Here is a 13,878-nt window from a genome sequence, read left to right as displayed (position 1 = left end):
CTCGGACGTGCACCGCGATTCGGTCCCTCGTCTCCGATCGGTGGCCCCTGCTTGCACAAGACCGATGCGGGGAGTTCCAGTACCGGGGATATGGCCGATCAACCGACCGACCGAGAGCCGATCGTCAGCGAGGGACAGTACGCGATCGTCGACGCGGCCGAGAGCGAGTCGGCGGCGTACCGGCTCGTCTCGAGTCCCGACGATTCGGCTGCCCAACACGACCGCGGCGTTCCGATCGATACCGCGACGGTCGACGACCTCGAGGCCGTCGTCTCGCGGCTTCGCGGGCTCGAAACGGACACCGAGGATGAACCGGAAACGGTCGAACTGACCTGCCACGAGTGCGGGAAGACCTGGACCTATACCGGCGGCGACGAACACGCATCGTGTCCGAACTGCGAGACGGAAGTCCCCGTCGAGGGGATCGGGCCGTAGCGTACGCCCGCCCCCAGGACGGCGTACTACAGCCACCCCGACTCACTCGTCGCTGGACTCGAGCTCGGGCGGATCGCCGTCGCGTCGTGACTCGAGAAACGCCTCCTCGCCGTCGGAGAGCTCTCGATCGCGGAACCGATCGAGGCCGGCCTGGTAGCGCTCGCGATCGTCCCAGCTTCGGTCGTCCGTGGGTGCGGGGTGCTCGAGGATCAGTTCCGCGATCCCCGTCGTCTCCCCGGTGTAGGTGAACCCGCTCCGGTAGAGCGCCTCGTAAGCGTACGGGTTGTTGACGGCGATCCGGAGCCGGTCGTAGCCGCGCTCGAGCGCGCGGTCGCGGACTAGCCGGCAGAGGTCGGGACCGATCCCCTCGCCGCGCCGGTCGCGGGCGACGGTCACGTAGCGCAGCCAGAGCGTTCTGTCGTCGGTGCGATCTTCGTTGAACGCGACCGCCGCGACGAGCTGGCCGTCGGCTCGAGCGATCGCCTTCCCGGTGTTCGTCATGACGAACTTGCCGGCGTAGCTGAACCGTTCGTGGTCGAGCCGCAGTTTCGGGCCGTCTGGCGGCCAGCCGAGCAGTTCGTACTCCACGGGTTCGCTTGGCTCGCCGACCACTACAATGTGCGGTGTTCGAACGGTCTCCGCGACCCAGGCTCCCGACCGTTTTCCTGACGAGGGCGTTTCGATGTACCCTGGCGGCAGCGCGCTCGTCGCGCTTTCGGTCGCGGTCGGCGGTGGCGCTTTCCGGTTCGTCGAGGAGGTTCGGGAAGCGCCAACGCTCCTGCTGGTACCGCGTTCGAAATAGATCCAGTAGTACCGTTTCCACGGTGCAGATAGCAGTCCAGACTCCGTGCAGAGATTCGGTCAGAGCGAACGGATTGACGCGCAGACCGGGTGTCTCCTCGTCGTCCGCGGGCGTCCCGCTAGACGTCTTGGCGAACCGCAGCAGGAGACAGTTACATTCGAGTCGCTTCCTTCGCTTCTTCGGCGTGCTCGAGCGCATACTCCAACTGCCGGCGGTGAACCGCTTCCAGTTCGTCCACATCCGCGTCGGCGAGTTTCGTCGTCACGACCACGCCGGGGAGACTCGTCTTCAGTTGCGAACCGCCCGTCTCGAGCAGTTCCTCTAGGTCGAAGTCATCCATTGACATCGATCCAAATAGGGGCGCTTGAGACATCTACGTTTTCCCTTCGGCGAAACGAGAGAAGGTCACGGAGATGATCACGTGACCGAGAGACACAGAAATCGACCCAGTTCTCGATCGCCGGTCGAGAGAGCGGTTCCGAGTGCTCCCTCGACTCGATCGCTCCCTCACATCGAAGTGGGATGAGCTCCCCTTCTGGCGAGACGAACGGGTCCTGCGACCACGGCAACGCCGGTCGCCACGATCGCGACGAAACTCGAGGCGAGCAGGAGCGACTCGTACCCGAATCCGGCGGAGACCGCCAGACCGACGAACACGATCGGGCCGGTGGTTCGCCCGAGGAACGTGGTGCTGTTCCGGAGGCTCATCGCGCCGGCCATGTATTCGGTGGTGACCCGCTCGCTCACGGCGGCATCGACGACCGGCATCAGGAGACCGACGCCGACGCCGATGACCACGACCGCCCCCACCGTAGTGAGCAATCCGCTCGCGGCCCACGCGGCTGCGAAGCCGACCGCGTAGCAGGCGAATCCGAACGCGATCGTCCACTCGTTCGAGAGGTGACGCGCCAGTCGGCCGCTCGAGGCGGCGACCACCGTCGACGCCGTTTCCGACGCCAGAATCACGACCCCGATCAGGACCGGCGCGAACGCCGTCGCGAGAACGAACGGCATCGCGGTGAAGATCACGCCGAACAGCAGGAACTCGGTGACGAACGCGACGGCGAACAGCGCCAGAAGCGGTGGCGTGACGATCGATCGGGCTGCGTCCGTGAGATACGTGAACCCGCGTCCGCCAGCGACCCGGTGTGGTTCGTCCAACGCCACCTGTGCGAACACGGCGATGGGGATCGCCGCGAGGTACGCGAGAAACGGCGCGTTCCACGCGATACCCGCGAGTGCCCCACCGAGTACCGGAAACAGGGCAGCGGTCGCCGAGAGAACGGCGACGTTCGCCCCTAACACCGCATTTCGTTGCGCGCCGTCGAACTCGTCACCCACGATCGTGACGGTGGTGATGAAGATCGCCGCGGCGGCGGTCCCCTGCGCGACGCGGAGCGCGAGCAGGGCTTCGAACGTCGGGGCGATCGCCATCGCGCCACCCAGTACGCCGAACGCCAGCAGCCCCGCGACGAGCACGCGTTTCCGTCCGATACGATCGGCGAGGATGCCGATGAACGGCGACAGAACGATTCCCACGAGGAAGTAGGTGCTCACCAGGAGACTCGCCTCCGCGTCGGTGATTCCGAACACGTCCCGGAAGACCGGGAGTGCGGGGCTGATGAGCGGCACACCGAGCGGTGCGAGCGCCGTGCTGATCAGCACGATCTGTACCGTTCGGGAACGCCACGGAACGGTTTCGGTCGGTCCGTCGGTCGGTGTCGCCCGTGAATCAGTCTCGATTATCTGTCCCATGATCGTAGAGAGGCGGCCAGCACGTGTGTAGTCATTTATCGATGTTGATATCTAATTCCGACTGTAGTATCACCGCTCTCGGATCGTCTCAACACCTGCGACAGGAATAAGCACTTGAGACGCCTCTGTTCCTGTAGACACCCTCACATGTGATCTCAATGGGAAATACGATACTCGACGAAATCCTGGAGACGAGCCTCGAGTTGGACTCGAATCCGATATCGGCACACGAACTCAGTTCGCGAATGACCACGGACGAACTCATCGACATCATCCGTCATCGTGAGGTCCTGGAAGCGCTAGCGACTGAACCGCTCGACCGGAACGACCTGGAAGCGCAACTCGACGTCTCCCGCGCGACGAGCCATCGATTCACGCGATGGTTGGCGGATCACGACCTCGCAGAACGCGTCGACAACCGGTTTACGCTGACCGGGAAGGGGCAGGTGTACGCCGACGCGATCGTCCACCTCGAACGAGACCTACGAGCGGCGACGGTGCTCGCACCGTTGCTCGAGTCGATCTGTGAAGCACACCAGGAGTTCGTCGTCGCACCGTTTGCGGACGGGACGGTGACCACTACGACGCCCGAGGACCCGTACGCACCCTTCACCCGATTTCTCCAGTTGGTACGGGAGAGCGATACCCTTCGCGGGTTCAACACGACCCACATGTTTCCGCCGGCACTCGAGGAGACGTCAGGGCAACTATTCGACGGCCTCGAAGCGGAACTCATCTACTTGCCCGGGGTCATCGACAGTCTCTTCGAGACCCATCCCGATCGGCTCCGTGACGCCATCGATGCGGGTCATCTAACGCTTCGAACGCGCGAGGCGCTTCCGTACGGCCTCGCCATCTTCGACGACCGAGTCGGCGTCGCGGGTTACGACGAACAAACCGGCATAATGCGCGTATTTGTCGACTCCGATTCCGCGATCGCCCGCGGGTGGGCCGAACGCGTCTTCGCGACGTATCGGGAACACTCCGACCCGATCCGAGAGCGAGACGAATCCGTGTCAGACTGATCGTTCGCTATTTCTCGCGGTATCTCGGGACAGAACCCACTACGATCGCCCGAATAAGACGCCGGGTCGTCTCAGGTCCCGGTCGGGTCCGCACCGCGGCGCGCGCGTCCGGCCCGCTCGTCTATCGGGTCTTCGAGGTCGCCCATGACCTCCTCGAAGGCGTCCGTCGCGGTCAGGAGACCAACGATCTCGCCGCCCTCGGTGACGAGGGCGAGCTCCTGATTTTCCGTCTGGAAGCGGTCGATGGCGTCGTTGATTTCCTCCGTGGCCGGGAGCGTCATCGGCGACGCGGCGATATCTTCGATGCCGACGTCGCCGCTCATGAGCTCCTCGAAATGGTTCGTGATCGTCGGGAGATAGACGACGCCGCGGAAGTCGTCCACGTCCTCGCCGACCACGGGGTAGCGAGAATGGGAGTGTTCCTCGACGAACGCGAGGTTCTCCTCGGGGGTGTTCTCGGTCGAGAGCGCGACGATCTCCTCGCGCGGAACCATGATCACCTCGACCGGGATGTCGCCGACGGCCAGCGCGTTCATCACCTCCTGCCGGCGTTCCTCGGAGAGGTCTCCCTCTTCGAGGGTCGAGCCGAAGCGCTTGTAGAGGCCCGCACGCCCCTGCATGACGTCGGCTTCGGTTTCGAGCCACGCGCCGGTCATCTCGACGCCGAACAGCGAAAGCGTCCATTTCGCCGCCCCGTCTCCAAACTTGATGACCGGCCAGATGGCCCGCGTCCACCAGTACAGCGGCGTCGCACAGTACCGAGAGACCAGTTTCGAGCGCTCGACGCCGAGATAGGTAGGGGTCTGCTCGCCGTGGGTGAGATGGACGAGGTTGACGATGAGAAACGCGAGGATGGCCCCTGCGCCGACCGATGCGAGAACGGTCCCACCGAACAGCGGTTCGAAGATGGCCGTGAGCGCGGGTTCGGCGACGATCCCGAGCGCGATGCTCGAGAACGTAATCCCGATCTGGCAACTGGTCAGGTAAATCTCTAAATTCTGAGTCATCTCCCACGCGCGCTCGAGAGCGGTGCTTCCGGGTTCCACGAACTCCGCTTCGGAATACTGTCGGGCGCGGGTCAGCGCGAACTCGATGGCGACGAAAAACGCGTTGGCCAGAATGAGTAATAGACCGGCGATAAGCCTGATGGAGGCTTCGAGCGCGGTCATCGGCATACCAAGTTATACGAGTAGCAACACGGATAAACGGCTTGTCTGCAAACCGATTCTTCGCGCTCCGACGGATACCGACCTCACGAGGTGTCTCAAGCCGGGTCGCTCTGGGAGTCTAATCCCGATGCGTCGTCCCCGCGTTGTTCGCGCTGGTAGGCGTCAATGGGGTCCTCGAGTTCGCCCATCACTTCCTCGAAGGCGTCCGTCGAGGTTAACAGGCCGACGACCCGTCCCTCCTCAGTGACGAGCGCGAGCTCCTGATTTTCCGTCTGGAAGCGGTCGATAGCGTCGCTGATTTCCTCGTCGGCCGGCAGCGTCATCGGCGGCTCGGCGAGGTCTTCGATGTCGATGTCGCCGTTTTTGAACGCCTCGAACTGGTTTGTGACCGCCGCGAGGTAAACGACCCCTCGGAAATCGTCGATGTCCTCGCCGACCAGCGGAAAGCGGAGATGTGGACGCTCCTCGATGACCGCGAGGTTTTCCTCGGGGGTGTTCTCGGTCGAGAGCGCGGCGATTTCCTCGCGCGGCACCATGCTGTCACGGACGGGTATTTCCTCGACCACCAACGCGTTCATCACTTCCTGACGACGCTCTTCGGCAACCTCGCCGTCATCGAGTATCGACTCGAGCTGTCGGTGGAGGTCCGCACGCCCCTCGATGTCCTCGTCGTCGGATTCGAGCCACGCACCGGTCATCTCGACGCCGAACAGCGAAAGCGTCCATTTCGCTACCCAGTCACCGATGCGGAGAATCGGTCGAATGACCCACGTGAACCAGTACAGCGGCGTCGCGCCGTAGCGGCAGACCTGTTTCGATCGCTCGACGCCGAGGTAGGTAGGGGCCTGTTCGCCGTAGACCTTGTGCACCAGGCTCACGATGATGTACGCTAAGATCACGGCAGCGCCGATCGACGCGAGAACCGTCCCGCCGAACACCGGCTCGAACAGCGCTGCGAGCGCGGGTTCGGCGACGATACCCAGTCCGATGCTACAGGCGGTGATGCCGACCTGACACCCGGTGAGATAGATTTCGAGGTCCTCGGTCATCTCCCACGCGCGTTCGAGACCGGGTTCCATGAATTCGGCTTCGGAATACTGTCGGGCGCGGGTCAGCGCGAACTCGATAGTGACGAAAAACCCGTTGGCGAGAATCAATGCGGCACCCGCGACGAGACGAAGGAGGATTTCGGGTGCTTGCATTCAGTATGGGTCCATCGATACGGCGCCGAAGCAAAAAAGCACGGGTGGCAAACTGACAGTGCTTCCGTATGGGCCGTTCAGTCGAGTTTGACCGCCCGTCCGGTCTCGGAGGAGTGATGGATGGCCTCGAATACGCGCTGGACGGTGAGACTTTCCTCGAGCGTGTTTCGCTCCGGCGAGTCACGAGCCACGTTCCCAATATTACGACATCGTTCGGTCCATTTGACTCGGGATCACGCTTTTTGCCGTTCAGCCAATAGGACCTCGACGTGTACCGCGACATCCTTGTCCCGACGGATGGCTCCGATGCGAGTGTAAGAGCGCTGGAACACGGGATGGAAATCGCGTCGAGTATGGACGCCAAGGTGCATCTCCTGCACGTCGTGGATGTTGAGGCGGAAATGTCCGCGTCCGCCGTTGGCGACATCGCGGACGACCTCACCGAAGCGCTCGATGAGGAAGCGGAAGAGGCGCTCAATCAGGCCGAGCAAACGACCGATGAGGCCGGAGTTACGTCCGAACGAGCCGTTCTCGAAGGATTCCCGGAAGACGCAATACCCCAGTATAGCGCCGATAACGGGATCGACCTCATCGTGATCGGTGAAAGCGAGGGTTCGACCCTCACGGAACGACTCTTCGGGAGCACGACGGAGGACGTTCTCGAGTCGGTGACTACCTCCGTGCTGGTCGCTCGGGAATGAGTCCCGCTCGTAGAACTCACCGTTATCGCACCGGTCCGTCAGAGAAAGAGAACCATCCACGGAGTGCTGGCCCTCCGGACGACGATTCACGGCGAAATCGGTGGATCGGACACCGCTCGAGAGATGATCGTTGAACCGCACTCCCTCGGCGAGCGTTCACACACCTGAACTAGAATGGATAACGGACGATCGATCAGAGACTGGGTCTTGTTCAGCGCAAACCGCTTGACCGTTACGGGAATACTGGCACTCACCTGCCTGGTTCTCCTTACTGTTCTCAGTTTACTTCCTCTCCCCTTCCAGTCGATATTGACTGAGGGGGACACGGTCGAGACGCTGTTTCAGACCCTCGTCGGTGTTCTCATAACCGGAATGACGCTCGTCGTCTCGATCAACCAGCTCGTCCTGTCCGAGGAATTCGGATCGCTGGGTCGACAACGCGAGCGGATGGATAAATCGATGACGTTCAGGAAGGACTCCGAGCGGGAATTTCAATGGACTGGTCCGCCAGAGCCGGAGCGGTTCCTCAGTACGCTCATCAACACGAGCGTCGATCGGGCCAAGACAGTGCAGGAGGCCGTGAAAGGAAATTCCGACCAACTCCTTCGGAACCGGGTCGATCAGCTAGTCGACCGGATCGCTACGAGCGCCGACGAAATCACCGACGATTTGGAAGATTCACCGTTCGGAGAGTTCACGATAATGCAAGCCGCCCTCTCGTATAATTACTCGTGGAAGATCTACCTCGTTCGTCGGCTGTACTGGGAGCATCGAGAGAGTCTGAGTGACGAGGAACGAGAGGCGATCGACGATCTGGTCGACATCTTAGAACTGTTCGGCCCTGCAGAGGAGTTTTTCAAGGCCCACTATCTCCAGTGGGAACTGGTCAACCTCTCCCGACGGATCCTCTATACGGGAATTCCGGCGCTCCTCTTCACGATCTATGCGGCGCTCTATCTGAAGCCCGGGACCGTGTCAGGAACGGTACTCAGCATCCCCGCACTCGTCTGGGTAATCAACGGCGGCGTGACGTTTGCGTTGATTCCGTTCTTTATTTTTACTGCGTACGTCCTTCGGACGGCCTCGATCGCGAAGGAGTCGGGTGCTATCGGCCCGTTCGTTCTCCACGAATCAGAGCGAGCACCGCTCATCAACTGGGGCGATTGAGCTACCCCGACCGAGGCGGCGCTTTACGGATTGCTGCGGCTAACGGGGTCGGACATCAGCCGTTGTCGGGTTCGGAGTCCGGTCCGGAATCGCTGGACGATCTCCGACTGGTGTTCCGGACACGCTATCGGGACGATCGCTCCGTCTCGAACCTGGATCAGCGGATGAGACGCATTGTTCGGCGCGAGGCGGCAGCTCGGACACGAGAGGCCGCCGGCCGGTCGGTGGTGCAAGATATCGGCCGCGTCCTCGGAGCTCAATCCACAGATTGAGGAGAACCGCTCGAGATGGTCGTCGCAGCCGAGAACGGGGACCGTGAGTCCCTCGAGGAGGAGAAATGACATCGCCTGCTGGCCGCCAGATCGGACGGTAGACTGACACGCATCACAGCGGATGGCCGACTCCGTCTGTTGGACATCTGGTGATGACATTGTGTATCGGCGGGCTCCCACGCGGGTAAGTCATGGGTTGCCATTCATCCACGCGTCGTCACGCGACTGAGACTGGCGGTCCCGTCGACAGCGTTCCGGTGGAAACTGGTCCGAGACGGTGACCTTCGACAGTCACCGTTTCTCGACCCGAGTGGACAGGCCGCCTCTACAGGACTATGCGTGACTCGTTCTGTTCCACGCCGATTCCTACCTCTATGATTGGTATCCTGTCACTTCAACGTATGGATCAGAAACCTCGGATGGGCCATCGCAGTGGTGAATTATCTCCCTGTTGTCGGATTCATCCTGCGGCTAAAGCCGCAGGTATTCTCCTCACATCTCTATAATCGAAGTCGAACGCCCGCTCGACCTCGGCATACGCGTGTCTTCCGCTTTTGTGTACTAAAACGGCATATCCCGTAATGGCATCCGACGTCCTCGTTCCGGTAGACGAGTCCGAACAATCCGATACTGCACTCGAGTACGCCCTCTCGGAGCATCCGAACGCGCAGATAACGGCGTTACACGTGGTCGACCCCGCCGACTTCCACGGTGCTGCCACGATGGAAGCGACTGCCCCGGCGACCTACGACGCGATTCGAGGGCAACAGGAAGACACCACAGACCAGATACTCTCAGACGCCGAAGATCGAGCCGAGAGAGTGAACGGAATCGTCGATACGGAACAGCTGGTCGGATCTCCCGCCCGCTCTATCGTCGAATTCGCGGATGGCCACGATATCGATCACATCGTGATCGGAACCCACGGTCGAACCGGGACAAGTCGCGTTCTGCTGGGAAGCGTCGCCGAAGCGGTTACGCGTCGTGCTCCGGTACCGGTTACGGTCGTTCGCTGACCCGTCGGAGATCCTATCACAGACAGCGTCCATCGGTACGAGACCGGGGCAGTCGAGTTATTCCCCGGCTTCCTCCGATGGGTGTTCCCCCAGATCGATCGACTGGTAGACCTGGGAGCGCAATTCGGACGCTCGCTCCTCGGTGAGTAAGTCGCCGTCCTCGAGCACGTCGATCAGTTCGGCGATCGTATCGCAGAGGATTTCCGGATTATCGAGGCCCCTCGTCTCGTCGTTGGCCATACGCGATTGTGATCACCGGGGTATTCAGCGAGCGGTATGCAAACGCGTGGTCGACGCGGTAGCGCAACGGCAGCAGAAGGGGTAATCAACCCATCTGCTCGAGTGCCGCCTTTCGTTTCTCGATCGGCGCTCGGTCGTACCGCAGCGTGGATTTGATCGATCGATGGCGTAACTGCGCTGCGGCCGCCTTCACCGTCAATTCGTTCGCCATGTACGTCCCGACGCTGTGGCGCATCGAGTACCACGTCAAGTCGCGGTCCTCCACTGCGATTCCGGCCTCCGCACAGATCTCTCGAAATATTCGATTCAGTGATCCGGTCGAATACGAGTTTTCGAACCGAGTGAGCCAGAACTGCTCCGTGTCCTCGTATTTCTCTCGATAGTTCCGTTCTTCGAGCCACCGTTCGACTGCCATCACCGTTCGATCCGACAAGCTACACTGCCAGTGCTCCGTGTTCTCCGCCGAATCCTCCTTCGGATGCGTACTACGCTGTTCGACGCGTCTATCCACGACGTCGTCGCTCGCCGCACTTCGATCGGGCGCAGTCCGACGTCCAGCGTCGTCCACAATAGCGACGGTATCTTCCAGCTGTTCGCGGCTTCCCAGTCGTCCACCGTTACGTCGTCTTTGGACTTGCCCAATCGCTGCGCGAGATACCGCCGCCAGCGCTCGCGTTCATCCGGCGTGACGGCGTCGTAGTTAGGAATTCCTCTGTATTCGAGGGCAGCTTCTCGAACGCGCTCCCGTTCGTCACGCGTGAGGAAATCGCGCGGGCTGTGAAGCGATCGCGATGCAAACGATATTTCCGGTTCCCATTCGACTGAGCTGCCGAGTTCGTGTCGTTTCCACTTGAACAGCGTCTGCACCGCTTTCTGACAGCAGTGTTTGTAGCTCTGGGAGTAATCCGTCTCCGCTAACTCCTCCATCCAGGCGTCCGCATGTGTGGGCGTGATCTTCTCCGTGTATCGATTCTCTGCATTCCACGTTTTTCGGTAGAGTGTGTCGAGGCGATACGTTCGTTGACGCGTCGTCGAACGGGCGTAGCCGATCGATCATTTCGGATCTTTTCCCTCGGAGAGCATCCAGTCGACGAGCTTGCACCGGTGGTCTCGGTAGGAGACACGCTGTCGAGGGTTGAGGTGTTTCGCTGACGGTTCGGGTACGAGGACGATGTTCTCGGTTTCTTCACTCATAGGTCGATGGACCGCGTACTGTCTACGTGAGGAAACCCGAAAGCAGCGAGTTGCGTCTCGTCCAGTTTCGCGTGAACCCTGGTCGTGGATCACTGACTTACTGCACTGGGAGGTCATTCGCTCGAGTGGACGGCAACGATGCGGAGGAGAGTGATGCGCGGACCGGGATTTGAACCCGGGCCATGAGCTTGGAAGGCTCAGGTCCTACCACTAGACCATCCGCGCTGGAGCCCCGAAATTACGGGCCGTCTCGCGATTTTCTCGCGTCCGTACGTCGACTCAATGAGGTGCTCCTATAAAAAGACCGGGAGCATGAATATGTGGCTCACGGCGATTCGTTTAGAGAAGAAGTATTGACATTCTTGTTCCAAACTCACACCCCTACATGGGGGTAGATAGATCTATTGGCTTCAAATACGCTATTCAGATATTGGAAAACCAGAGGGATTCCTATTTCGTTGGATAGAAACTATCTGGCCCTTTATCTACGACGGTTAACCGTTTGTGATGTCCCTTCAGTCCGGCGATCATATTTTTTCGCTTTGAGTTCTTTTCTAATGTCATTCGAGGGTTAGTAGTTACGTATAAGACGAGGAGCCACTGGAACCCATCGACCTCTTTGTACTTTTTCACTTGTTCTTTAAGTTTGCTCATTGCACCAAGAGATGATGTTTTAACTTCGATAACATATTTGTCATCATCATCAAAAACAGTTATGTCCGGACGGCCTACTGACTTGTTTTGCCACTTTTCGTCATATACCTCTATATCATCATCTTGGAACTTCCATTGGAGAGCTTGGAAGACTTCGGCGGTCACGTAGTGCTCGATCGCCTCTTCTCCTTCCTTTTGACTTGTTGTCTTTGAAAATGTAACACCTGCTAAGCAATCTCTGATTCGGGTTCTAGTACGTGCTTCATTGTCCGCTTGAAGAACCTCTAAGAGATCCTCCCATAGTATATCACCATTATCTAAGGAATTTTTGAGAGACCGACGTAAGCGTTGAACATACTTTTCCTTCCCTCCACTTCTTTTAATCCTGTTATCGCATAACTCACGATTGATCGTATTGAGGCCAGAATAGGACTGTGTACGCAGAATACCTGTTAGTGCGCTTGGCGACGACATACAACTTTATCGAAATTAGTATAGAGAAGCCATAAATCGTTGGCCGTTTATCAGCTACTCGGAGAGAAACTGGCGATAATCGCTTTCGGTAGGTATTCTACCGCAAGGTACCTCCCCGGGAGAGGCAGCCCAACGACTTTGAACAGAAATTATCTCTATTTCTATGTGGATCAGTATCTGCTTCTTCGCCGAGTATTCTCAACTCAGACGTACTAGACTCCTATATATGGGAGTGTAGAATAGAAAGGCTTCCTCCTACTCCGTAATAGAGCGAGGTGATCAGAGAATGTCCGAAAGCGTTTGATCGACATCGCGCTTCATTATTACGTCTACCATCGATTAGCCTCTAGAAACAGTAAGTAATAATGTGATTAACTAATCGTGTATGGACAGAAGGCAGATATGGTTCGGGATGACACACAATCTGAATCGACGAACGCTTCTGAAGGGAACCGGAGGCATCGGACCCACACTCGTGTTTGCCGGGGTCGCCTCGGCCAATGGAGAAACCCGATATCTAGCGAGAGTAGAGGGGAGCGGTGCTACCGGTCGAATCGAACGAGCGGGATACGACATCGAAACCGAACTTGCTGACGGAGAGGTGCTCGTTGTCGTAGGTCCGGATGGTAGCCTCGATAAGCTCGAGGCCGTTCGCGGGGTGCAGGTCGTAATTCCAGACTTCAAGATCGAACTCGAAGAGCCCGTTGAAACGGCGACGGTCGAGAGTTCATCCGATAAGCCGGCATTCTGGGATCGTCAGTGGGATAAACACGTTACTGGCGTTGAGAAGGCACATCAGATCGCGACCGGAGAGGGATCTACCGTTGCGATCATCGACACAGGCATTGATCATACACATCCCGATCTCCAAAATGTCAATGGCGAAGCCAGTGCAGCGATATTCGGAGGTGAAATTCGAGACCACACGGGTGACTGGTATGGTCATGGAACCCACGTTGCCGGTATTGCAGCCGCCACGGGCGAGATTGGTGTCGTCGGGACGGCACCGGACGCTGAACTCGTTTCGTTGCGCGTGTTCACGACCGAAGAGGAGGAGCAAGATAATTTCTGGAGTGATCTCCTCCTCGCGATCGAATACGCAGTGGCCGAGGTAGGGGCCGATTCCGCGAATATGAGCCTCGGGACAATAGAGACGCTTGACGGGCCTTTCAACGCGGGGGGCATTCGTGGTGTAACCGAACCTATAATGCAATACGCAACCCGACAGGGAACGGTTGTTGTTGGAAGTGCCGGAAATCACGGAGAGAGTCTCCAAGAAGGAGGATCCTGGACGCTTCCGAATAGTCTTGCCGGCGTAATCAGCACTAGCGCAACAGGACCAAACGACGAACTCACCTTCTACTCCAATTGGGGAACGAACGAGATCGACGTCGGTGCGCCGGGTGGCGGATATGAAACCCTAGAGAAAACACTCGAGATGGATTCCGAAGAAGTCGAGTGGCCATTCCCAACGAATCTCGTGTGGAGCTCGATGGCCCCTGATAGCATGCTCGGACAGGAGTTTGGTCAATACGCATATCTCGCCGGTACGTCGATGGCCGCGCCACAAGTATCCGGGGCAGCGGCACTCCTTCGAGAGGAGGCACCTGATGCAAATGTGAGACAGGTTGAAAATGCAATCAAGCAAGGTGCTGATATCGTTACTGGGCAGAATGATTCGGACCTCGGTGCTGGTCGGTTGAATGTGAGAGATGCCTTAGACGCCTTATAGTGCGTACCCACGGGAACGCTTACTCTCCGTTCACTTATTT

The 13,878-nt window shown here is 59.1% G+C and carries 16 protein-coding genes and 1 tRNA gene; 6 read left to right on the top strand and 11 right to left on the bottom strand.

Translation table 11 applies throughout. From position 1 onward, the window contains the following. The first annotated feature begins 90 nt into the window (after positions 1-90). On the top strand, positions 91-435 hold the full coding sequence (locus tag NDO75_RS03325) for a hypothetical protein (protein ID WP_310904679.1): 345 nt from the start codon (positions 91-93) through the stop codon (positions 433-435). Between the two features lie 42 nt (positions 436-477). On the opposite strand, the gene NDO75_RS03320 is transcribed toward NDO75_RS03325, so the two are convergent. The 3 genes from NDO75_RS03320 to NDO75_RS03310 all read right to left on the bottom strand — a co-directional run bounded on the left by NDO75_RS03320 (position 478) and on the right by NDO75_RS03310 (position 2,992). Continuing rightward, entirely contained in the window at positions 478-1,023 is a 546-nt protein-coding gene (locus NDO75_RS03320; RefSeq protein ID WP_310904678.1) for a GNAT family N-acetyltransferase, read from the bottom strand. A 365-nt stretch (positions 1,024-1,388) separates the two neighbouring features. Next, entirely contained in the window at positions 1,389-1,583 is a 195-nt protein-coding gene (locus tag NDO75_RS03315) for a hypothetical protein (protein ID WP_310904677.1), read from the bottom strand. Positions 1,584-1,744: 161 nt separating this feature from the next. After that, on the bottom strand, positions 1,745-2,992 hold the full coding sequence (locus tag NDO75_RS03310; RefSeq protein ID WP_310904676.1) for an MFS transporter: 1,248 nt from the start codon (positions 2,990-2,992) through the stop codon (positions 1,745-1,747). A gap of 245 nt (positions 2,993-3,237) precedes the next feature. Between NDO75_RS03310 and NDO75_RS03305 the strand changes: the two genes are divergently transcribed. Then, positions 3,238-4,017 carry a transcriptional regulator gene (locus NDO75_RS03305; RefSeq protein WP_310904675.1) on the top strand — a complete coding sequence of 260 codons (780 nt, stop codon included), beginning with the start codon at positions 3,238-3,240 and terminating at the stop codon, positions 4,015-4,017. 71 nt (positions 4,018-4,088) lie between these two features. On the opposite strand, the gene NDO75_RS03300 is transcribed toward NDO75_RS03305, so the two are convergent. Together NDO75_RS03300 and NDO75_RS03295 are read right to left on the bottom strand one after the other, a co-directional pair. Then, positions 4,089-5,192, bottom strand: a complete 1,104-nt coding sequence (locus NDO75_RS03300; protein ID WP_310904674.1) for a hemolysin family protein — start codon at positions 5,190-5,192, stop codon at positions 4,089-4,091. Between the two features lie 89 nt (positions 5,193-5,281). Beyond that, positions 5,282-6,388, bottom strand: coding sequence for a hemolysin family protein (locus NDO75_RS03295; protein WP_310904673.1), 1,107 nt, complete (start codon positions 6,386-6,388; stop codon positions 5,282-5,284). A gap of 269 nt (positions 6,389-6,657) precedes the next feature. Between NDO75_RS03295 and NDO75_RS03290 the strand changes: the two genes are divergently transcribed. Together NDO75_RS03290 and NDO75_RS03285 are read left to right on the top strand one after the other, a co-directional pair. Next, complete coding sequence (locus tag NDO75_RS03290; protein ID WP_310904672.1) at positions 6,658-7,089, top strand: universal stress protein; 432 nt, start codon at positions 6,658-6,660, stop codon at positions 7,087-7,089. A gap of 309 nt (positions 7,090-7,398) precedes the next feature. Continuing rightward, on the top strand, positions 7,399-8,256 hold the full coding sequence (locus NDO75_RS03285) for a hypothetical protein (RefSeq protein ID WP_310904671.1): 858 nt from the start codon (positions 7,399-7,401) through the stop codon (positions 8,254-8,256). 23 nt (positions 8,257-8,279) lie between these two features. On the opposite strand, the gene NDO75_RS03280 is transcribed toward NDO75_RS03285, so the two are convergent. Beyond that, positions 8,280-8,687 (bottom strand): hypothetical protein, encoded by a 408-nt coding sequence (locus NDO75_RS03280; protein WP_310904670.1) that lies wholly within the window; start codon positions 8,685-8,687, stop codon positions 8,280-8,282. 422 nt (positions 8,688-9,109) lie between these two features. Between NDO75_RS03280 and NDO75_RS03275 the strand changes: the two genes are divergently transcribed. Next, entirely contained in the window at positions 9,110-9,544 is a 435-nt protein-coding gene (locus tag NDO75_RS03275) for a universal stress protein (RefSeq protein WP_310904669.1), read from the top strand. A gap of 57 nt (positions 9,545-9,601) precedes the next feature. Here the strand turns inward: NDO75_RS03275 and NDO75_RS03270 are convergent, their stop codons facing one another. From NDO75_RS03270 to NDO75_RS03250, 5 genes are all read right to left on the bottom strand, one after another. Then, positions 9,602-9,784: a hypothetical protein gene (locus NDO75_RS03270; RefSeq protein ID WP_310904668.1), complete on the bottom strand. Its 183-nt coding sequence runs from the start codon at positions 9,782-9,784 to the stop codon at positions 9,602-9,604. Positions 9,785-9,869: 85 nt separating this feature from the next. After that, entirely contained in the window at positions 9,870-10,199 is a 330-nt protein-coding gene (locus NDO75_RS03265; RefSeq protein WP_310904667.1) for a site-specific integrase, read from the bottom strand. Between the two features lie 638 nt (positions 10,200-10,837). Next, entirely contained in the window at positions 10,838-10,978 is a 141-nt protein-coding gene (locus NDO75_RS03260; protein WP_310904666.1) for a hypothetical protein, read from the bottom strand. A 154-nt stretch (positions 10,979-11,132) separates the two neighbouring features. Beyond that, positions 11,133-11,203, bottom strand: a tRNA-Gly gene (locus NDO75_RS03255). Positions 11,204-11,428: 225 nt separating this feature from the next. Next, positions 11,429-12,106 (bottom strand): hypothetical protein, encoded by a 678-nt coding sequence (locus NDO75_RS03250; RefSeq protein WP_310904665.1) that lies wholly within the window; start codon positions 12,104-12,106, stop codon positions 11,429-11,431. 385 nt (positions 12,107-12,491) lie between these two features. On the opposite strand from NDO75_RS03250, the gene NDO75_RS03245 reads away from it, so the two are divergent. After that, positions 12,492-13,838 carry a S8 family serine peptidase gene (locus NDO75_RS03245; RefSeq protein ID WP_310904664.1) on the top strand — a complete coding sequence of 449 codons (1,347 nt, stop codon included), beginning with the start codon at positions 12,492-12,494 and terminating at the stop codon, positions 13,836-13,838. Positions 13,839-13,878 lie beyond the last annotated feature (40 nt).

It is taken from the genome of Natrinema sp. 1APR25-10V2 (assembly GCF_031626495.1).
GTDB lineage: Archaea > Halobacteriota > Halobacteria > Halobacteriales > Natrialbaceae > Natrinema.
The sequence above is the reverse complement of the archived record's forward strand: the minus strand, read 5'-3'. Positions and strand labels throughout refer to the sequence as shown.

What these genes read in the sequence shown, in the direction of transcription:
- NDO75_RS03300 (WP_310904674.1), bottom strand. Translation starts at nt 5,192, where the DNA reads ATGCCGATGACCGCGCTCGAAGCCTCCATCAGGCTTATCGCCGGTCTA.
- NDO75_RS03305 (WP_310904675.1), top strand. Translation starts at nt 3,238, where the DNA reads ATGACCACGGACGAACTCATCGACATCATCCGTCATCGTGAGGTCCTG.
- NDO75_RS03260 (WP_310904666.1), bottom strand. Translation starts at nt 10,978, where the DNA reads ATGAGTGAAGAAACCGAGAACATCGTCCTCGTACCCGAACCGTCAGCG.
- NDO75_RS03275 (WP_310904669.1), top strand. Translation starts at nt 9,110, where the DNA reads ATGGCATCCGACGTCCTCGTTCCGGTAGACGAGTCCGAACAATCCGAT.
- NDO75_RS03310 (WP_310904676.1), bottom strand. Translation starts at nt 2,992, where the DNA reads ATGGGACAGATAATCGAGACTGATTCACGGGCGACACCGACCGACGGA.
- NDO75_RS03270 (WP_310904668.1), bottom strand. Translation starts at nt 9,784, where the DNA reads ATGGCCAACGACGAGACGAGGGGCCTCGATAATCCGGAAATCCTCTGC.
- NDO75_RS03265 (WP_310904667.1), bottom strand. Translation starts at nt 10,199, where the DNA reads ATGGCAGTCGAACGGTGGCTCGAAGAACGGAACTATCGAGAGAAATAC.
- NDO75_RS03250 (WP_310904665.1), bottom strand. Translation starts at nt 12,106, where the DNA reads ATGTCGTCGCCAAGCGCACTAACAGGTATTCTGCGTACACAGTCCTAT.
- NDO75_RS03295 (WP_310904673.1), bottom strand. Translation starts at nt 6,388, where the DNA reads ATGCAAGCACCCGAAATCCTCCTTCGTCTCGTCGCGGGTGCCGCATTG.
- NDO75_RS03280 (WP_310904670.1), bottom strand. Translation starts at nt 8,687, where the DNA reads ATGTCATCACCAGATGTCCAACAGACGGAGTCGGCCATCCGCTGTGAT.
- NDO75_RS03315 (WP_310904677.1), bottom strand. Translation starts at nt 1,583, where the DNA reads ATGTCAATGGATGACTTCGACCTAGAGGAACTGCTCGAGACGGGCGGT.
- NDO75_RS03245 (WP_310904664.1), top strand. Translation starts at nt 12,492, where the DNA reads ATGGACAGAAGGCAGATATGGTTCGGGATGACACACAATCTGAATCGA.
- NDO75_RS03325 (WP_310904679.1), top strand. Translation starts at nt 91, where the DNA reads ATGGCCGATCAACCGACCGACCGAGAGCCGATCGTCAGCGAGGGACAG.